Origin of the sequence: Guyparkeria hydrothermalis (genome assembly GCF_023555375.1) — a bacterium.
Taxonomy (GTDB): domain Bacteria; phylum Pseudomonadota; class Gammaproteobacteria; order Halothiobacillales; family Halothiobacillaceae; genus Guyparkeria; species Guyparkeria hydrothermalis.
In genome coordinates this window covers 316,473-336,345 of the sequence record NZ_JAJSEE010000001.1, presented here as the reverse complement: position 1 = coordinate 336,345, position 19,873 = coordinate 316,473, and the positions used below count along the sequence as shown (strand labels likewise).

General features: G+C 59.8%; 14 protein-coding genes. 1 reads left to right on the top strand and 13 read right to left on the bottom strand.

All coding sequences use genetic code 11. The annotated features are described in order from the left end of the window. Window positions 1-29 precede the first annotated feature (29 nt). Window positions 30-1,180, top strand: a protein-coding gene (locus LV475_RS01505) for an IS3 family transposase (protein WP_136867834.1) whose coding sequence is annotated in 2 segments (ribosomal slippage) — window positions 30-279 and window positions 279-1,180 — 1,152 coding nt in all. Because the reading frame shifts where the segments join, the coding sequence is not laid out codon by codon here. Between the two features lie 134 nt (window positions 1,181-1,314). Here the strand turns inward: LV475_RS01505 and LV475_RS01500 are convergent. From LV475_RS01500 to LV475_RS01440, 13 genes are all read right to left on the bottom strand, one after another. After that, window positions 1,315-3,468 carry a TonB-dependent receptor family protein gene (locus tag LV475_RS01500; protein ID WP_250105611.1) on the bottom strand — a complete coding sequence of 718 codons (2,154 nt, stop codon included), beginning with the start codon at window positions 3,466-3,468 and terminating at the stop codon, window positions 1,315-1,317. Between the two features lie 50 nt (window positions 3,469-3,518). Next, entirely contained in the window at window positions 3,519-4,415 is an 897-nt protein-coding gene (locus LV475_RS01495) for an ABC transporter ATP-binding protein (protein WP_250105610.1), read from the bottom strand. A gap of 3 nt (window positions 4,416-4,418) precedes the next feature. After that, complete coding sequence (locus LV475_RS01490; RefSeq protein WP_250105609.1) at window positions 4,419-5,456, bottom strand: FecCD family ABC transporter permease; 1,038 nt, start codon at window positions 5,454-5,456, stop codon at window positions 4,419-4,421. 56 nt (window positions 5,457-5,512) lie between these two features. Continuing rightward, entirely contained in the window at window positions 5,513-6,544 is a 1,032-nt protein-coding gene (locus LV475_RS01485) for a FecCD family ABC transporter permease (protein ID WP_250105608.1), read from the bottom strand. Continuing rightward, entirely contained in the window at window positions 6,541-7,503 is a 963-nt protein-coding gene (locus LV475_RS01480; protein WP_250105607.1) for an ABC transporter substrate-binding protein, read from the bottom strand. The genes LV475_RS01485 and LV475_RS01480 overlap by 4 nt, the downstream gene beginning before the upstream one ends. Window positions 7,504-8,204: 701 nt before the next feature. Then, window positions 8,205-8,969 carry an HpcH/HpaI aldolase family protein gene (locus LV475_RS01475; RefSeq protein WP_250105606.1) on the bottom strand — a complete coding sequence of 255 codons (765 nt, stop codon included), beginning with the start codon at window positions 8,967-8,969 and terminating at the stop codon, window positions 8,205-8,207. Further along, window positions 8,969-10,171 carry a type III PLP-dependent enzyme gene (locus LV475_RS01470; RefSeq protein ID WP_250105605.1) on the bottom strand — a complete coding sequence of 401 codons (1,203 nt, stop codon included), beginning with the start codon at window positions 10,169-10,171 and terminating at the stop codon, window positions 8,969-8,971. Before LV475_RS01470 ends, LV475_RS01475 begins: the two co-directional genes overlap by 1 nt. Then, window positions 10,156-12,012 (bottom strand): IucA/IucC family protein, encoded by a 1,857-nt coding sequence (locus LV475_RS01465; protein WP_250105604.1) that lies wholly within the window; start codon window positions 12,010-12,012, stop codon window positions 10,156-10,158. Before LV475_RS01465 ends, LV475_RS01470 begins: the two co-directional genes overlap by 16 nt. Further along, window positions 12,009-13,232, bottom strand: coding sequence for an MFS transporter (locus LV475_RS01460; RefSeq protein ID WP_250105603.1), 1,224 nt, complete (start codon window positions 13,230-13,232; stop codon window positions 12,009-12,011). Before LV475_RS01460 ends, LV475_RS01465 begins: the two co-directional genes overlap by 4 nt. Further along, window positions 13,229-15,109, bottom strand: a complete 1,881-nt coding sequence (locus LV475_RS01455) for an IucA/IucC family protein (protein ID WP_250105602.1) — start codon at window positions 15,107-15,109, stop codon at window positions 13,229-13,231. Before LV475_RS01455 ends, LV475_RS01460 begins: the two co-directional genes overlap by 4 nt. After that, the gene (locus tag LV475_RS01450) at window positions 15,106-16,317 is read right to left on the bottom strand and encodes an ATP-grasp domain-containing protein (RefSeq protein ID WP_136867836.1); all 1,212 of its coding nucleotides are present in this window, start codon (window positions 16,315-16,317) and stop codon (window positions 15,106-15,108) included. Before LV475_RS01450 ends, LV475_RS01455 begins: the two co-directional genes overlap by 4 nt. Before the next feature lie 1,152 nt (window positions 16,318-17,469). Continuing rightward, a complete protein-coding gene (locus LV475_RS01445; protein ID WP_250105601.1) occupies window positions 17,470-18,246 on the bottom strand; it encodes an ATP-binding protein in 777 nt (258 codons plus the stop codon). Window positions 18,247-18,312: 66 nt separating this feature from the next. Further along, window positions 18,313-19,509: a RepB family plasmid replication initiator protein gene (locus LV475_RS01440; protein ID WP_169303674.1), complete on the bottom strand. Its 1,197-nt coding sequence runs from the start codon at window positions 19,507-19,509 to the stop codon at window positions 18,313-18,315. Window positions 19,510-19,873: the final 364 nt, after the last annotated feature.

Genomic DNA, 19,873 nt, shown 5'->3' with positions numbered 1-19,873 from the left:
CCTCACACTGAGAGTTCCTAGGAGGTGCCATGAGCAGTCAACGTTATCCAGACGAATTCAAGGTCGAGGCGGTCAAGCAGGTGACCGATCGAGGCCGGCGGGTGAAGGAGGTGGCCGAGCATCTCGGTGTCTCCCAGCACAGCCTTTACGCGTGGATCCGGCGGTATCAGCAGCCGGATGAAGAAAAGCAGAAGCAGCAGGCCCAGGCCGACGATATCCGCCGCCTGAATGCGCAACTCCGGGAAGTCACCGAGGAGCGCGACATATTAAAAAAAGCGGCCGCGTACTTCGCCAAGCAGTCCGGGTGAGGTACGCGTTCATCAAAGACCATGAACGCGCCCATCCGGTGCGCCGTCTGTGCCGTTTGATGGATGTCCACCCGAGTGGCTACTACGCCTGGAAGCGTCAGCCGGACTCCCGACGAGAACGGGAAGATCGGCGGCTGCTGGGCGTGATCAAGCAATCCTGGCTGGAGAGCGGTGGCGTCTACGGCTACCGCAAGATCCATCACGACCTGCGGGATTTGGGCGAGCGCTGCGGCAAGCACCGTGTGGCCCGTCTGATGCGTGGAGAGGGATTGAAATCACAGACTGGCTACCGGCGCCGCCCCGACTTTCGTGGTGGACGCCCGGCCGTCGTGGCGCCGAATCACTTGCAGAAGCAATTCGACGTGTCCGCTCCCAACCAGGCCTGGGTCACGGACATCACCTACATCCGGACCCACGAGGGGTGGCTGTACCTGTCGGTGGTTCTGGACCTGTTCTTTCGGCAAGTCGTCGGCTGGTCCATGCGTCCACGCATGGACCGGGAGCTGGCCATGAATGCGTTGATGATGGCCGTGTGGCGACGCCAGCCTGATGGCCCGGTCGTCGTCCACTCCGACCAGGGAAGCCAATTCAGCAGTCACGACTGGCAGGACTTCCTCAAGGCACACGGTCTCGTGGGCAGCATGAGCCGGCGGGGCAACTGTCACGACAACGCCGTGGCGGAGAGCTTCTTCCAGTTGCTCAAACGTGAGCGAATTCGACGACGGATTTACCCGGATCGGGAGGAAGCCCGCCGGGACGTATTCGATTACATCGAGCTCTTCTACAACGCCCGCCGCCGTCATGGCTACATCGGTGGGCTGTCTCCGGTAGAGTTCGAGAAACGCTATTTCAACCGGCTCGCGAGTGTCTAGAAAACCGGGGGCGATTCACGGGGTAGAACCCGACGGAGCCTGTGGGACACAAGGCTTGGACAAAAAATTGAGCATAGAACGGAAAACGGCGGCCTGATGGCCGCCGTTTTCGTATCCGAGCATTGCGAAATGCATCAGAAGTCCAGGCGTGCCTCGAGCATGTAGGCGCGGCCGGGCATTGGGATGCGTCCGACCGGGCTGACGTCTGTGCCACGGAAATAGGCGTCGGCGTCCAGAAGGTTGTTGACAGCCAGTCCAATGTTCAGGTTGGTATCGGGGCCTACCCGGACGTCGTAGCCGACTCGAGCGTTGACGAAGGTGTAACCCGGCAGCTCGCCCGCGTCTCCGTTTGCGGTCTCGTTGTCCGTATTCGCGGCGTCGCTGTAGCTGCTCGAGACCCGATCTATGCTGAGGTTCGCCGCCCAAGGGTTTGCGTCGTAACGCACCTGGGCACCCACTTGATGGCGAGGTGCATTCGGCAGATCGTTACCAGCATATTCACCGCTCAGTTGCTCAGTGTCGAGATGGGTGTAGCTGAGCGCGAAAGCGAGCTGCTCGGTAGCCTGCCAGTCGAGCCCAAGCTCGACACCTGAATGGCGCGTCTCTCCGAGGTTGACGAAGCGATCGTTCGCTTTATCAAACTGGATTTGGTCTTCGTAATCGATGCGGAACAACGTTGCCGACGTACTCACGGTAGGAGTCACGTCCAGTCGCCCGCCAAGCTCGTAGTTCCACGCCGTCTCGTTGGCAACATCGCCATCGCGAGTGGCTTGAGCAATCTGCACCGGCACCAGAGATTTCTGCGCATCCGCAAACAGGAAAAGGTTTTCGGTCGCTTGTAGCCCGACGGTCAGGCCCGGAAGCAGTTCGCTGGTGTCGTTGCTGGAGGTCGATCCGTTGAGTGTGTCCGTGAAATCCATGCGCACGTCTTCGTAGCGCAGTCCCGGCGTGATCTCCAATCGATTATTCAACAGGCTCATCGTGTCACTGACATAGAACGCGATCGCGTCAGTGCTCAGGTCCCATTGGCGGACTTCGTTGTACTGGCCAGTCGCCAACTCTTCGCGATTGACATCGAAATCAACCTCTTCACTTACGTAACGCGTGCCCAGCGTTAGCGTATGGATACCCTTGCGGACGGTCAGGCGTGGCTCCGTGCCCCATACGGTAAACAGGCGAGGTGAGTCGGCGACGTGGGACGATTCGGCCTCTGGGTCTGCCCAGTGCCCACCGCTAACCAGATCCTGGCCGAAGAAGAACGTGCGGTCCGCTTTATGGGCGAAGTTTCGCCAGGTGAATTCCACGTCGTTACTGGGATGAAATGTCCAACCCAGGGTGCCGCGCATCATGTCGGCATCGTACGCATCGTGGGGGCGCTGGGACTGCGTACGGTCACGCTCGTACGCTTGAGGGCTGAGCGCCCCGGGGAGCTCGGCATCGACATCGTAATATTGGACACTTCCGTTCAGCGTGTTGCGATCGTTCAACCAATATTCGGCATCCAGTTGGAAATTCCGAACGTCGGTATTGGAATGCTCCCGGAAACCTTCGCCACCTTGCACGTTGGCTTGGAATTGAAGGCCCAGTTTGTCGTTGACGAACCCGCCAACTCGATAATAGGTGTCGTGGAATACGTGGCCGGTCTCCTCGGCGACGGTGATCCGTTCGGATACCGTCTGTTCCACCTCGCTGGGAATCGGCTTGCTCATGAAATTGACCACGCCGCCGACGTTGTTAGGGCCATAGTGGACGGCCGCGCCACCACGGACGACATCGATTGTGTCAATGCTTTGCATCGTGACCGGGAACAATGACGAGCTGACGTTGCTATAGGGGCCGATGGCGAGCGGGTACCCATCCAGCATCATCATCAGTCGCTCGCTTCGCAGCGGATTGAGTCCACGCAGGCTGATGTTCGGCAATACGCCCGTGCCGGTTTCGTCGAGAACTTGAACGCTAGGTACCGAACGCAGTGCATCCTCGATGTTCAAGGCACCGCTATCCTGGAGCTGCTCGTTTTCGATTACCGTTCGAGACCCGGGGTAGGTCTTGACCTCTTCTTCCGTGGGATTGCCCAGCCAATCGCCCTCAATGACCACTACGTCTAACTCGGTTGATTCCTGAGCAAATGCACCGGTGTTTATCAAGGCGGAAGTGACGCCAATGACTGCAACACTTGCCGTTTTTCGGGAGTGAGCTGCAAGGGCTGTCAGCGGGGACGGAATCGTTATCATGGCATGGTCCTTGTTGATAGCGTGAATGAGAATCGGTCGCAATCGTACACGCATGTGATTCCTAAGCGCAACCCTTGGAGCGCGCCATGGGGGGGTCTCGGGCGCTAGAGCGGTGGCCCGTTGATTGATGACGTGGCGATGAAGTACGGGGCGGTTGCGTCGTGAGCACCCAGATCGGGCAGCGCATCGTCATTGACGATGCGCGCTCGGATTCGGAAGACATCAGCGAGGAGTCGTTCGGTTAGCACGTCGGTCGGTGATCCCGCCTGCACGAGTGCGCCGGCATTCATCGCGACCAGTCTGTGCCCGACCCAAGCCGCCTGATTGAGGTCGTGGAGCGACATGATCACGGTGAGTCCCTGATCACGGTTTAGCGTCTTCAGCAACTCCAGAATCTCAAGTTGGTGGCCGAGATCCAGGTACGTGGTGGGTTCATCCAAGATCAATAGGTCGGCTTGTTGAGCGAGGCAGAGGGCAATCCATGCGCGTTGACGCTCGCCGCCAGACAGCGCCGACAAGGGGCGGCGCTCGTAGCCGGCGAGCCCGGTGACCCGAATCGCCCAGCAAACCTGTTCATGGTCTTGTTCGCCTAGCGCACCAAAGAGCCGTTGGTGCGGAAAGCGCCCAAACCGCACAAGTTGCTCGACGCTAAGTCCCTCGGGGCCCTGAGGGTGTTGAGGGAGCATTGCAAGGCGTCGTGCCAGCGGGCGACGCGGCCAACTCGTGACCGGTTTCCCATCAAGGAGCATGTCCCCGTTCTGAGGGGGGATGAGCCCGGCCAGGGCGCGCAATAACGTGCTCTTGCCGCATCCGTTGGGACCGACCAAGCAGTGAATTCTGGCCGGTTCGAAATCGAGGGTCAGGTCGGGGATGATGACCTTGTCGGCATACCCCAAGCGCAGGTTTCGGGCAGTGAGCATCGGCGGTGTGGCGTCCAAGTCTTCAAAGTGACCATCGGCGGGACGGTGTCGTGTTGGAAAAAAAGGTATGCGGAGCGGCATCTCTTAACGCCTCCTGGCCAGCAGGGCGAGAAAAAAAGGTACGCCGAGGAGTGAGGTCACCACCCCAATGGGGAGTTCGGCGGGCACCAATACGAGACGGCCGATCAGATCGGCGGCGAGCACCAACAGGGCACCTAGCAGCGGGCTGACAATGAGCTGATTCCTGATATCGGGACCGACCATAAGTCGTGCAATGTGCGCGACGATCAACCCGACGAAACCGACGGGGCCAACGACGCCGACGGCACTGGCGGCGAACAGCACCGCGACTAGTAGTAGAGCGAAACGTGAACGTTCGACTCGGAGTCCACGGGTGGCGGCGACCTCGTCGCCTAACTGCAACAGATTTGCTCCACGGAGTAGCAGAGGAAGAAGGCAAAGGCCGGCCACCGTCCAGGGTAGAAGCGTCGAGAGGTGCGCCCAATCTCGGCCATAGAGGCTTCCCGACAGCCACGCCAACGCTGTTTCGGTACTGGCCTGTGCCCAGCCCGCCAGAATCCCGGTTGTCAGGGCGCTGAGCAATCCGGCGACGGCAATCCCGCTGAGGACCAGTCTGACCGGGGTTGACCCACCATTCCAACTTAGCCGGTAGACCACGGCGGCCGCGACGATACCGCCTCCGCAAGCTATCAAGGGCAGCCAATCGAGACTTAACGCCGCATGCAGGTATGGGTTGGCATCGCCGGCAAGGCGCTCGGCGACCGCGAAGGCGAGCACGGCTGCGAGGCCCGCGCCCGCGTTGATGCCGATCACACCGGAGTCGGCCAGAGGATTGCGCAGGACCGCCTGCAATAGCGATCCGGCGATGGCGAAGTGGGCTCCGATCAGGGCACCCACCAAAAGGCGTGGTAAACGCAGGTTCCAGATGATTTCCTCGGCAACCGGATCGTCGATTGCCGATGCCGGGTCTCCGTGCCCGATCATTGCGAACCAGACCCGCTCGGGAGACAGGGTAACCGCACCAAACAGGAGATTCGCGATCGCTGACACGCAAACCAGGCCCAGCAGGAAAATCGCTCCCACCCGCAACCGGTATTGCATGGTTGAGCGTTGGGCCAGATGGACCCATACAGATGAAACTGCGTTAAAGAGGCGAGTCACAGTGTTCTCGACCGAATTAAAACGATGAATAAGGGAGCGCCGATCAAAGCCGTGAACAATCCCAGGGGAAGCTCCTGGGGGGCGGTTAGAGTTCGGGCGAGTAGGTCGCTTAGGGTGACGAGAAGTGCGCCGACCAGGGCCACCAGCGGAAGGGTTGTGCGCTGGTCGACCCCGGCGACGAGACGAACCAGATGGGGGGCGACGAGGCCGATGAAGCCGACGGGGCCGGCCACGGCGACCGCCGCGGCGGTAAGCGCGACGGCAAGCGTCACAAAACCGAGGCGAAGCCATGTAACGGTTCCACCCAAGGAGCGCGCCACGCTATCTTCTAAATGCATCAGGTTAAGCCACCGGGCGGTGGCGAGAGAAAGCGCGAGCCCCGCAAGGGCCCACGGGAGAATCTGGCCGGCGTGGTACCAGCCGCGCCCCTGCAGGCCGCCGGCTAGCCAAGTGTAGAGTAGTTGGGCCTGGGCGCCAGAGAACAATAAAAAGGCGGTCACCAGAGCCGAGGCCAGTGCGGTGACCGCCATGCCAGCCAAGGCCAGCATCAACGGCGAGAATCCGCTGCGCGCGGCCAGGAGAAATGTCAGAGTGGCGGCACCCGCTCCCCCGAGCATGCCGATGATGGGAAGCCAGGTTGCGTCCACCTGCCAGGCCACTTGCGCCATTACCACGGCCATCGAGGCTCCCGCGACCACACCCGTAATGCCGGGTGAAGCTAAAGGATTGCGGGTAACGGTCTGCATGAGTTGGCCGGCTATGCCGAGGCTCGCGCCAACCAGTAGTCCGACAAGAAAGCGCGGCAAGCGCAATTCCAGCACCAGAATGGAGGCCATGCCGCCGTCGCGTCCGGATAGCACATCGAAGAGCTGATGTGACGACAACGGCACGCTGCCGCTGACCATCGCCAGCGCGCCAACACCGAGGATGGCGATGACAAGCCCTACGTTCCACAAGGCGAATGGGATTCGTCCGGGCGCGAGAGCTTCCGGCTCACCGGGAGCGGATGAGTCAAGTGGCTTGTTCATCGGTATGCGTGACTGGTGATGTCGGCCGGTAGCTCGGGGCGATCAAAAGTTTCCGGGTAAAGCCGCCAGGCCATCTCGTCGAGGATCATGCGGCGAGCGATCGGCCCGCCACCCTCCTTCCAATGGGGGCCGACTTCGAAGACCCGGCCGTTTTTCACCGCATCGAGATAAGGCCATACCGGGTTGTTGGCGAAGGCCCGTTCCGTGCCCGTGGCAAACAGGAAGATGACGTCAGGATTGAGGGCGAGCAACTTCTCCAGGCTAATGGTGTAGCCGAAGGGTATGGTTTGCTCCGGCGTTGGCGATGCACCGGCGGCGTTCGTGGCATTGAGGTGTTTTAGTAATGCGGCGCTAAGGAAATGATCGTAGTAAGCGAAGGGTGTTTCGCCGGCGCCCGCTAGGAGAATCGCGCTCACTTCTCCGGGAGCGTCGGCGAATTCGTTGAGCCGTGCGCCGAAAGATCGGTTCAGTGCCTCACCCTCGGCGCGCTGGCCAAGCGCCGCCGCTACGCCTTCAATTGCACGTCGACTGTCTTCCAGGCTGACTACGTCAAAAGCGAGGAACGGTGCGATGGCCTCGATTTGGCGGGCATGGGGTTCGGTGTAGCGGTGTATGCCGATAATCAGATCGGGGTTCAACTCGGCGAGCAGTTCCAGGTTGGTGTTAGCCCGCTGCCCGAGGCTTTGAGTCTCGTCCAGCGACTTCCCAAGAAAATGAGGTAAGGGTTCGCTGCCGAAGGTAGATGCACCCACGGGCGAAACACCGAGTGCCACCAATGTGTCGGCGGCGAAGGTGGAAATGGCCGCGACCCGTTCGGCGTAGATTGCCTTGATCGGGGTGCCCCGATCATCGTGCAAGGATTCGGCGAGAGCATTCTGATCGACGTTGACGCCCAGAACGAGTCCTAGGGTAATGAAGAGAGCCGTATTTCGGACGGCGCGAGTGCTAAAACGTGACATGGCGTGTGCGGCGTGTGCTGAGGAGATGGCTGTTGTGTTGACCGCTCCATGGAGCGTGGGTCGGGTTATCGGAATGTGGGCTTAGGGCCACGAGGTGCGCAGAAACGTGTGGGCAGGGCGTCGCGAAATGAGCCTGGCTCGGGTGCGAGGGAATTGATGGGCGCATGTGTCTCCCTGTCCGGCATGAATGGGCGAAGAATTGTAAGCGAAAGAGGAATGGTTTGCATTACGGCCCTAGCTGAGCTTTCTCGGGGGCCTTCAGAACCTGATGTTGCAACGCCTCGAGCAGCGGTTCAGCCCGATTCACCGGCTGTCTCATACAGTCCAGTGGCTTTTGGACAAAGCCGGTCCATGCATATCGAATCCGATCGGGGCCTTTGCCGATCCTTCGGCTTTCCGTCGGCGACGACAGCACGAACTCCCCCAGGGCAATGTAAATGGCGGAGGCGTTCCTGAAGACGTTCAATCATCCGTGACTATGTGTTCGTCAACGACGGCGCCAGACGCGATGATGGTGATGCGGTTGCTAGTTGAGACTGTCTGTTGCACCTCAACGGGGCTGAGCGATGCGATCGCCGGGGCGGTCCTCAACGGGCTTCTGTCTCGATTCGTCTCCGGTTTGGCGGGGCTCGGCAGCGATAGAAGGCCTGAGAGAACCGGATATTGATCGCGCCTGACAGAGGCTTGGGGAGTGTTATTCATTATGTTTCGAATGAGGAGCGCAGCTCGCAGAGTCGGCGGAAAAGGATGCCACGGTCCTCTCCCACGAGGAACGTCCTCACCCCCCATTCCCGCCAATTCTGGTACTGACCTTTTGCTCGAGGAATCGCGCAGAAGTGACGTCCTGCACGCGTGCAGCTCCAGGCCACTTTCTTCAACGCGTGGCGTACGCTGTCATGACTGGTGTCGGGGGCTACGCCAAGGTTGTGTGCCAGATCCATTGCGCCTTCGAGTATCCAGTCGACCCCTGGCACTTCCACAATGGAGTCGATGTTTTCCACCCCGAGGGACGATTCAATCATCAGAACCACCAAAAGCTCGTCGTTTGCGCGTGCCAGATAATCCTCAAGAGAGAGTCGGCCAAAGCCTGTGGTTCGCCCCCCGGTGATGCCGCGTCGGCCTAGTGGGTGAAAGCGGGCTGCCGCGACGACCTCGCGAGCTTGCTCAGCACTCTCGACTCGCGGCACCACCACCCCCATTGCACCGGCGTCCAAGGCGCGCTGGATTGCCCCGGCATCGACCCCGGTCACGCGTACCAAAGGCGTGATGTCGGCACACTCGGCGGCGCGGATCATATGCTCCACGGTTTCTGGATTGACGCTAAGGTGTTCCATGTCGAGCACCACGAAATCAAAGCCGGCATGGCCCAACATTTCAACGAGCCAAGGTGTGGGTACGGAGTTGAGCACCCCGTAGACGCAGTCTCCCCGGTCAAGACGGCGCTTGACTGGATTGATGCCAAGCATCAGGTGTCCTCCCCGTCGTCGATGAAGTGCATGACGGGTGCAGGGTGGCGCAGGAAGTTCTGATGGGAGATGTTCCACGCGTAGGCGCCGGCGAAGGTGAACATCAGCATGTCGCCGATGGCTAGATGGGTGATCTCGACTCGGCGCGCCAGCACGTCTTTGGGAGTGCACAGCTGGCCCACGATGGTTACCGTGGTGTCGGTCAGCCCTTTTTCGCCGTCACCACCGGACAGTTGCACGAATGGGTGGCTATGCCCTTGCGCTGCCGGGGTGCGGAAGTGATGGGTGCCGCCTCGGCATACGGCGAACCATTCGCCGTGGTTGCGCTTCAGGTCCATTACCTCCATTACGTAATAGCCGCAGGGGGCGGTCAAGTAGCGACCACATTCGAAGCGAATGCGATAGCGTTGCATGGGAGGCTCTGCGAGCCGCCGTTCGAGCCCGTGGCAGAAGCCTGTCCAGTCAAATTGCCGCTCGGGCGTGCGGTAATTGATGCCGATGCCGCCGCCGACGTTGATTTCCTCGATATCCAAGCGATACCGCTTGCGCCATTGCTCCACTTGGTGAAACAGATCGTCGAGCAGCCTCAGATGGGCGTCGGCGTCGAGTTGGTGCGAAACCAGATGAAAATGAAAGCCGCGCAGCTCGATTTTGGGATGTTGCGCGAGGAAAGCGAGGCAGGCCTCGAGGTCGTCGGGGTCAATGCCGAAGGGGGTGGCGGTGCCGCCCATGGTCAGGGATGTCGAGGGCAAGTTGTCGGTGCGAAGGTTCATGCGCAACAAGACCGCTTGGCGGCGCTCGCCGTGTTCCAAGAGGCGGGCTAGACGTTCAAGCTCTGTGAGGCTCTCTACATGGATGAGCTCGACACCGAGATCCAGGGCGAGCGAGAGTTCCGAGACCAGTTTGCCTGGCCCGCCGAACACGAGCGGAGCCGTCGGGAAGCGTTCACGAATCAACGCCAGCTCTCCGCCCGACGCGGCCTCAAATCCCGCAACCCGGCCGTCGAGGGTGTCCAGTATTGGCGTCTCGGCATTTGCCTTCACCGCGTAGAACATCTCGCAGCGTTCGGGCAGTGCAGTGATGACGTCGTTGACGTATTGGCGCAACGCCGGAAGGTCATAGAGATAGGCGCACAGCGGCGTGTCGTTGGCCGCTTGCAGGCGAGTCGCCTCCTGGGCCATGCGGGCTAGTCGAAATTCCATTGCGGGTTCCTGGGGTCTTGTGTGTCGACGGATTTGGCAAAGGGGCTGACCAGCGGCACGTATTCGGAGGCGCTATCGCTGCGCTTGAGGACGCGATTGAGCAGGTTCGTCTTGTTGGGCCAAGGGGCCCCCTTGAGCACCCGGCTGATCAGCCCTGCTGAGAAGGCGTTGCCGTGACGCCGCTGGTATCGTTTCAGGCTCGATCCGAGACATCGCCATAACCGTGTCTCAAGCTCGGCATCGTCGCGCGCCAGGAAGAACACCGCTTGGGCGAGATTGTTGATCAGCAGGCAATAGCCAATGCGCTTGATTCCCAATTCTTCGGGATAGCGCACCGAAGCCTTGGCGCGTTCGGTGAGGCTCGTCAAGCGCGCATCGGGCCACTGGTCAGGCAGCAACTTGGTGCCTTCCAGGTCGCGGATATAGATGTGACTGGGCAGACCCTGTCGTAGTCCGATCACCACGTTCTGCAGATGTGGCTCGAACACCACCCCGAGTCGGCATAGTGCGAACAGCATTGGGTGGACCAGCTGCTCGACATAGGTCTCGAACCAGCACTGTGCCGCTGCGGTTCGGGACAGGCCCTGGTGACGGGCCACGCGCATGACTTCGCGTTCCAGTGGCGATCCTGGTGAGACCGTATCGGAGAACAGCGCTGCCGCCAGTACCGGCGTGTCGTTCTGCCCCCAGGCCGGGGTTTGACGCAGAATCAGACCGAAGGCTTCCTGCAGGGCGACACGCGTCTCCGAGGGGTGGTCGGGAAAATCGACAGTGACGAACCCGGGTTCGCTCATCAGCGTTAGCGTGGGGAAGGTTGCACTCAGGGAGTGCGCCTCTTCATCAAGGAGCCGACTGATGGCGACCGCGCTCTCGAGTTCGTACCACGCATTCTTTCGTACACAATTGGTCAGCCGCACGTGGAGCGAGCACTTCAGGAATCGGTCACGGCCGGGTTGAAACAGCGTGCGGACGGAGGCCGTCGGATACCAAGGAGTGCCGGCCGGTCCCAGGTCCAGTAGCCGACCGTTCTTGAGCGCCCGGCGCACCGCCGCGAGGCTGCGGATATGCTCGACTTGCCAGGGATGCACCGGTACGGCTCGATATCCGGGCGGCAGAGCGAGAGTCGGGAGTTGGCGATCAAGCTGTGTGTAGGCATCTTCTTTGAGATGAGACGCTTGTACGAGATCGGCTGAGGCCACTGCGAAATAGTGCAGTTGGAACGCCGCGCCGAGCTCAGGGGAATAGGCACGGATGGCGTCGAGAGACACGCCTTCGCGGCTCTTGGGGGTGGGATGGAAGGCGTGTCCGAAGGTCAGCGATTGCTCTGAGCGCAGGTAGGCCTCCTCGCCTTGGCCCCAGTCGTCGTCAGGGGCGCCGGCGATGAACTCTTCCATTAACTCGACACTGTTGCCTATCTGGGCTAACAGTTCTTCGTTGAACGGCTGATCGAAACGCAAAGCCAGTTCGTCCAACAGCATGCGTGCCAGGCGCTCCCAGTCCAGTAGCTGCCATGGTTTGCCGAAGCGGGCGCCGTAGGGTGCCGAGCGGTAGGAGTGGTTAAGCGTCACCGAGGGGCGTTCGATTGCTATCAGCACCACCTGGCCACTGCGTGGTAACGAGATCTGCAAGACGTGGCCGCCCCATAAACGTCGATGGTGCTGGATCACCTGGGGCCAAGACCGAGCACCGAAGGGACAGTCCAAGTGGAGATCGGCGACCGGCGCGGCGATCTCGCGGCAATACGTGTTGAGCAGCGCCCAGATCATCCGGGTTTCGGCTTGGTCTTGAATGTCTTGACGTTTGAACGCTTGTTGCAGTACAGCAGACGAGGTGGCGGTCATGTTCGCGTCCTTTGAGAAGACGAAGGAAGAAGAGCAGTGAGCCGGGGGCTCAAGCTCAAGCAGAGCGCGGTTAATACCCCGGTCGCGGCCAGAAAGGGGCTTGCCAGGCCAAAAGCGGAGGCCAGAACGCCGGCACACAGCCCGGCCGAAACACCCGCCCACTTGGCAGCGGCATCGAGGCGCCCAAACATGCGTCCGACCTGCGTCCGTCTGGCTCCGCTCATCAGCTGATGGAGTGCGATGAAGGCGGCAGTCATGGCCAGGCCCATTGCCAGCCGCGCCAGAAACATGCCGAGCTGTGAAAGCCAATGATTCCCAGTCAATCCATACTGCGCGCCGCAGGCGATTGCCATGACGGCGAAGGCGAGTAACAAAGTCCGCCGTGGGCAATGGCGCGTCAGCACCTTGCCAAGGGGGGCGGAAAGCGCGAGATACACCAGATGGGGCAGACTGAACAGGGCAGCTAGCGTGACCGTCGAGAGTCCGGTGAAGCGGACTTGAAGGTCGGGGATGAAGTAGGGGTAGGTGACTACGCAGGCGAAGGAGAAGCCGAATTGCAGCCACAGCAACAGCCACGGAGACACGCTTTCAACCGTATCTTGTGTCTTGTGTTGCGAGCTTCCTTCCGTCGCGTTTCTGGTGTTCGCTCTTTTGTGAGTCGCCCTCCGAGCCGGGAGGGTGGCCATCAACACCGCCGCTGCTAACGGCAACAGCGCGAGCCAAGCGTATAGGTTCAACGGTGATACCGCGCCGATCAGCGCACCGAATAAGATCGGAGCGACGACTAGGGCGGCCCGGGCCGAGGCTTGCATGGCAGTAAGTGCCTGAGTCAGGCGCCGTCCTTCGAGCTCGCGGGCGAGCCAGATGTTGGAGGCTGCGAAGGTGCCACCGAGAAGCCCTTGTATGGCTAACGCTAAAGCGAAGCCACCCACCGAGTCCGCCTGGCTGGCCAGGAGAAAGCCCAAGGCGAGGCCGAGTTGGGCGCGGATCAGGGAGTGCCGGGCGCCATAGCGATCGGCGAAGCGCCCCCACCAAGGTGCGGCCAAGGCGGAAAACACCGTGGGCAGCACATACAACCAACCGATGAGGTGAAGTTGGGTAGAGGCGAATTCTTCACTCAACAGAATGCCAAAGAAGGGTGGCATGCCCAGTACCGCCATGGACGCCACGAAGTGGCTCAACATGACGCTCCGAACCTGCTGTTTTACGTCTTGGTTCAAGGTGAGCCCCTGAGCGATGTATCCGAGGAGGGTGTGGACTCTGCCCCGAAAGTCGCTTCTTTCAGGAAATTCGGCGCCGTCTTGCCGTAGAACTTGTTGATGTCCTTCGCTCCGGTCGTCCTCTTGCTGGTCAGGGTGCCGGCGGTCAGCAAGTACTTGGCATCGAGAACGTCGCTTTCAAAAAGTCGTGTCACTCGCGATCCGTCTTCTGATGGCATGGTGGCGAGGCTTTCAGTCATGGCCTGTCGCACTTCGCCATAGAGATCAGTCCGTTCGCCGTAACCGTGTGCGGCCATGTGCTCGATCAACGGAGCGACGTTGAGCTGCAGGGTGATGGTGACGAACATCTGTTCGAGTGCCTGTGGTGACTCGCACCAGATGCGTTGATCCTCGATCGTCTCTACGAGTCGATATAGCGCCGGCCAACGACTCTCAAGGCTAGCGCGATGGAGTCGGGGTGCATCGTTATCCTTCAGCAACAGACGCATTTCTTCGCCTTCGGATAACAGCAGCATCGAGTTCTGCTGATTGGACTCCAGGGCCACGCCATAACGCAGCCAGAGGGCTAGGTGGATGTCGAAAGTGAGTCGAAGATATTCCCGCAGGAAGCCGCGAACATCGGCGTTGTAGAAACGCTCGGCCAGTTCCGCATAGACCACGGAACCGTTCGCTGAGTTGTGTGTGTTGTTACGGACCGCGTAGGGGCTCGGTGCGGTGAGTCCCGCTACCGAAACGATGGTGGCCGCTTCGACTTCCTTTGGGTAGCGGCGCAGAATGAAACCGAGGAGAGGTTGCTTCGCGACATGGCCCCCTTGGTGTTCATCGGTGAGCAGCAGGCGCCCGCCGATTCGTTCATCTTGTTCTGCAATGGTGCCGAGCAGGCATTGGACTCGATGACCGTCAGCGATGGTGCTGGGCTTGATCGTCCGGATATTTCGGCTGCCCAGGGTGCGAATCGTCAGTGGCAACTTGATGTGCGTGCCGGGGTGCTTGGTAAGCATCAAGCTTCGCACCGACAAAGTGGGTTGGACCTCAACCGCTTGCAGTGGTGCCTTGACGAGGGTCTCGGACAGGCCCGTTTCTCGAAGCATGAGATCGAGGTCAGAGGTCCACAGGAAGGGGTGCACGGGCAGGAGTTGGTGGTCTATGGCTAGATCATTTTCGAGCCCCACTTGTTTGAAGTTTGGCCACCAGTCGGGCAACGCCGTGTCGTTTAGTTGGAAGAGTGCCTTCGGTGCCGCTAGCCAGCGCAGCTTGAAACGCGGTTGGAACTCGGGGGCGAAGCGCTCGAGTGCCGCCGCATCAAAACCGAGTTTTGCTCGCGCGGTGGGGTAGTAGGGGTGATCGACGAAAGACGCCAAGCAGTCGTAGTGGATGAAACGGGTCCACCAGTCATTGGAGAGGAAACGTGGTGTTTCTTGATCTTGGCAGCGGGTGAAGTAATCGCTTTGGGCTTGGCGGCAAGCCACTCGTTGACACTCGGCTTGGCGACATTCGTCGGCAAAGGCTTGGTAGTACTCACGTGATTCGGCCGCCAAGCCCTCGCCGAGCCAATCGACAAGGCTTGCCGCGTCCGTGAATGTTTTCACGCCTTCTGTGTCGACGGCTAGCACTGGGCCCTGACGGTAGCGCCATCGTTGCATGAAGCACTCGGGCGCTACTGGAAGCCACAGAGTGCCGGAGGGAAGTGTCGTGATCTCGAGCCAGCGTCCCCGCCCTATGGAATCGATGTCCCGGCCGTTAGACGCGTGTGGTGCCTCGTTCATCACTCGGGCGTGCTGCGTGATGCCTTGGACATTTTCGCGAAGAAAAGCATTCACGACGCGCTCAAGCATATAGCGATGGGCCTCAACCCTCGCTGTGGCGTTGTGAGTCATGGCTGGATCTCCCACTCAAGTGAGGCAAGCGTCTTTGACACACGTTCCTTGATCGAGCTGGTGGAATCGCCCGAGGCGCGTATTACGCCGAGATAGTCTTTATTCGAATGGCTTAGTTTTAAGCTCTCACCGGTCTGGCGCAGGGGGCGGAAGTCGATGAAACCGTCCTCCCAGCGTCGTCGAAATGGTCCGGGAATTTGCACCAGTCGACCCGACCGGGTTGCCCTGATGTATTCAATGTGAAGTCCCTTACGAGCGATATTGAGTTGGGGTAAAGCCTCGCCAAGGTGCAGGTTCAGGATCGTGCGGAACAGCTCAATGCCGAGAGTCTCATCAAGAAGAAACTCTCGGCCATCGCCGATAGTGCGGTAGTTGATTTCGATCAGGCGGGGGCCGGTTGGTGTCACTACGAATTCGGTATGGCATGAGCCAAAGCCGATGCCGAAACGGCGAATCTGATCGACAACCTCGTCGATTATTTCTGGCGCGAGATCGAGCCCCCAGTGGGCGGCCAACTCTATGAAATGCGGTGGGGGTGATAGATTGACGCGGAAGCCGCCGAGGACCTCAATCCGGTCGCCGTCGCCCAAGGTTTCTAGCGTGTAGAGCTCGCCCTGTAGATACTCCTCGATCAGAAGCGGCTGACCTGAATGCTTCTGCCACAAGTGCTCGCAACCAGCGATTAACGCTTCCTGAGTCTCGACTAGGCTGACATTTAGGCTTGATACGCCCTCTCTAGGTTTGATCACACAGGGGAACGGGCAGTCGGGGAGGATCGCGGTGAGTTCTGCTCGTGTTGTTACCAGCCGGTGCCAGCATGGCGACAGTTCGAGCTCATCGAAGCGCTGACGCATCGCCGCTTTGTTCTTGGCGGCGAAGCATACCCTCCAGTCCTTTCCCGGTAGGCCCAAGTAACCCGCTGCGATGGCCGTCGGGGCCTGCAGGTGATCGCTATGGGAAAACACCGCTTTCGGCTCGATATCGGCTTCTTGTAGCGTTTCGATAATGGCAATCGGGTTGAACACGTCGCAGCCGAGCACTTTTTCTGGGTACGCGGCAAGACCCTCCTGAGAGAAATGTCTACGGTGATCGCCGGGCAGGTCGGTGACGATCACTGGGTCAAGTCCCAGCTCTCGTGCTGCGATTAGAAAGCCTTCATTTAGCGTTTCGGTGACCACGTGTGCGACGAAAACGATTGGCTGTGGCATCCGCTGGATCCTCTGCTGTGGCTTAGGCGCGATGCCTAATGAGGGAACGAGAGCCCCTAGAGGCTCGGCGCTGCAGCTAGGTACGGTATAGAGAAGCCAAATGAGAATCAATAGTATTCAAGTTCGTAGATATTATCCTTCCTCCTCGGTTAGCTGTCCGACCCCTTTGCCAAGGCCGCACCGTTGGTGTGTACTCGTCCATTAACCTGCCGGGGCCAGCGGCGCAGTGCGTCGTCTCTCGATTCGTCTGGTCCAGGATGGTTCGGGCGTGGTGAACCGGAGGCGTGTCCACCAAGCAATCCCCCTCTGGACCCTGCATCCTTGGTCGGGACCATTTGCGTAAGGGGCGCTCTCCGGGGCGAGCTTTGCCACACCTGGCTCGGGTATGTAGGGCAAAAAAGCGCCGAGAGCGCCAAAGGCGATGACTTTGGGCCTGCCGCCCTTGAGGCCGTGGATGCGCCGCAGGCGCTCCTCCTTGCATCGCAGATGCTCCTTCTAGCTGCGATAGCAGCTTCTCTCCCGACCGGAGCAACGGCGGAGGGAGGGCTTAAAGGAAAACCCCCGCCAGGGGTGTCGGGCGGCACGAGTGCCTGCCGCGACCGCACCAGCATGGGCCTTGCGCCCTAGCACGGGTCAGGCAGTGCGATTGCCGTTGCTGCACGGCGTTCGGGCTGATCCTGATATGGTTCGAATGCAAATGGGGCCTGCCCTTCCCCCTGAACCGGGCCTCCCTCCATCCTTGCCCCCGAGGCTTTTCCTGCGCCCCTCGCCATCGCAGCGCGGCACCCCGTCTCGTTCGGAGCGCAGCGGCATTGCGGCACCCGGCGGCCAGTTTGTCGGCCCCGTCGCGGGCCGGAAACTGAGTGGTGTCTTGTCGTGAATCCGTGGTGGGTCATTGGCTGTGCGGTTCTCACGGTCGCCGCCGGAACCAGCGCCAGGGGAGGCTCCGCCATTAGTAATACGCACGGACTTGTCTCGCGCTCATCTGAACCGGGTCACGGGCATGAAAAAGCCCCGCTCGGTGGCGGGGCTGTCGGGTCGAGCGTTGCTGGCTGTCAGCCTTGGAGGAATCGGTAGTCCTCGCCCTTGACCTGCAACACGTCGCCATTGGAGAGCAACCGGCTCACGGCGGGCGATCCACCCACGGCATCCTCAAGCGTCTCGAAGGTCGTGTTGCTCAGGATCACTATGGGAAGGGAGTTCGCCCAGCGACGGTCGATGATCACCGTGCAGGGTGACCCCCTCGTGGTCTGTCTGTGCCGACTTGCCGACCTCATCGAGAACGAGTAGATCAACCTCGATCAGGTGTTCCAGCAGCTCCTTCGGTGTTTCTGTCGTGCGGTGACTATAGGATGCCTTGAATCGCTCCATCAGGCCGTGAACCGTGTCGAGGTATGCGCTGCGCCGGGCCTGACGGGCGTTGCGGTACAGGGCATAGCCGAGGTGCGTCTTCCCCATCCCCACGCTCCCGAGCAGGATGAGGTTCAGTGCGCCGCAAGGCTCGACGGCCACCCGGTCGGCGAGCGCCTGGGCGAGATCGAGGGCTTGTTTCTGCGTGTCGTTATGCGGGCGATAGTTGGCGAGCGAGGCGTTGCGGAATCTCAACGGGAGAGGGCGGGTGCCGAAGAAGTGCTGGATGCGTTCAGCCTTCGCCAGCGCCCGATTTCGCTCCATGTCCTCGACGGCCTTTTGCTCCTCGTGCTCTCTCGCGCACTCCGGGCAGCTTGTCCACCCATCTGCTGTCTCGAGAGCGTCATACATCCCATGTCGCTTGCATACCAGGGGCTTCTCTTCCCAAGGCGCTCCACCGAGCTTTTCCAGCACGAAGTCCATTGTCTTCTTGGCTTTCCGCTTCTCCTCTGGGGTTCGCGGATCGTCCTTCTTCCTCATATTGTATCGGTGGATTGGTTGCTGCATACTTCTTTCCATGGCTTCTTACTCCCGTTGGTTGCCGTTGTCATTGGCATCAACACTGGTCTCCGGGTGCCACCGAGATCAGATGTTGCTGCCCCTTGCTCGTTGAAACGCCAAGGCCCGCTCCATTGTGGTCGGCCCGCCCTCGTCCTCGTACCGCATCCTCTGATGCACCACGTCCATTCCTGATGGCTTAATGCGATTGGCCCCGCGCTTTCGCGGCGGTATCAATGTCCTTGCGTTCCTGATCCAGACGCGCCAGGCTGCTTCCCAGTCGGTCTTTAGTCCACCCTCCCCGGGCTTGCTGTGCCAGTGGTCGGCGAAGTTGTCGCCACACTCGAGTATTTCCGCGTCGGTGAGCGGTTGCTTTTTCGCTTCGAAATACTCCCTGGCCCATTGAAGCCAGCTTTCGGGCAGCGTCCAGTCTTCCGGTAGGCGAGTCCCGGGCCTTGTTTCGTTGGTTCGAATACTCGGGCTTCTTGATGGTGTGGCTTTGAGAGCGCGTGTTGTGGTGCTGCTTTCATGCTGACTCTTGGGTGCTTCAATCTCGGTGTCTCTTCGCTCCGATTTCGTCATGGTGCGGAGTCTGCTCGCCTCGCTGGCCTTGTTGGAAACAACCCAGTTGAGTTTGATCCCGATGATTCTTCGACCCTCATAAATGGGAGTGGAGGTCAGTTTTAACGGAGTGTGCGCATTGATTTGGGCGATTGCTGGGTCAATGACCCGCTGACGAAGCCTCCATGAGGCTCGATATGATGGACACGTCTCTAGCCGTAGTAGCCAAAGCAGCTCATCCAGGGTGTATGACGCGGAGTTTCGGGGTTGGTTGGCCAGACACAACTGATATAGCCGTACCGCGTAAGCACTTGTCATTAAAGAAATGTCTCTCACGTCGTGCTTAAGGAAGTTGCACTTTAGATCGCTCAAATAAGAGCTGATTTTTTGTGACCAGACGATCTCGACGTGTGCAGCTAAGGGTTCGTAGTGACACTGCTCAACCAGCTTGGTCGTGCCGCCGCTTGGAGCACCCGATTCACCGTTTGGGTGTCGGTTCAATGTGATGTGTGCTTCCTGCAGGTTCTTTGCTGCCGCCTGGAGGTTTTCGTACGCGGTTGTTCTGTTTCCTCCAAAAATCTTTCGCCAGTCGTCCATGTGTACTCGGAAGGTGGCGCTGGACGAGATCGGTTGTTGGCGATTGATCTTGGTAATTGCCAACGAGAGTAGGCGGGAACCGTTGAGGGACAGCATGTACCTGCTATTTGCGAGTGCGTTGGCCATGACCACAAGCTCGTCGTTCGCAAGCGTCAACGGCCTGCCAGTGTTTCTGCTGGTGTTCACAATCATGTCTATAGTGCACGCGATTGGTGTGGTTCAAATAACACTAACAGAAAATTAGATGCACTCAACTAGCGTTGCCAAACAACTTTCTATTGCGCTTCAGGCAGTCGCGAATGTGTGGTGTAGGAGTCCTGATTTTGTGGTGAAGATGTCCTGATTTTGTGGTGAAGATGTCCTGATTTTGTGGTGAAGATGTCCTGATTTGGTGGTGACGATGTCCCTGGTTTGTGGTGTGTCTGTCCTGGATCCGTGGTGGGCTAGTCGTGAATCTGTGGTGAGTGGCTGGTATAACCTGTTGTACCCG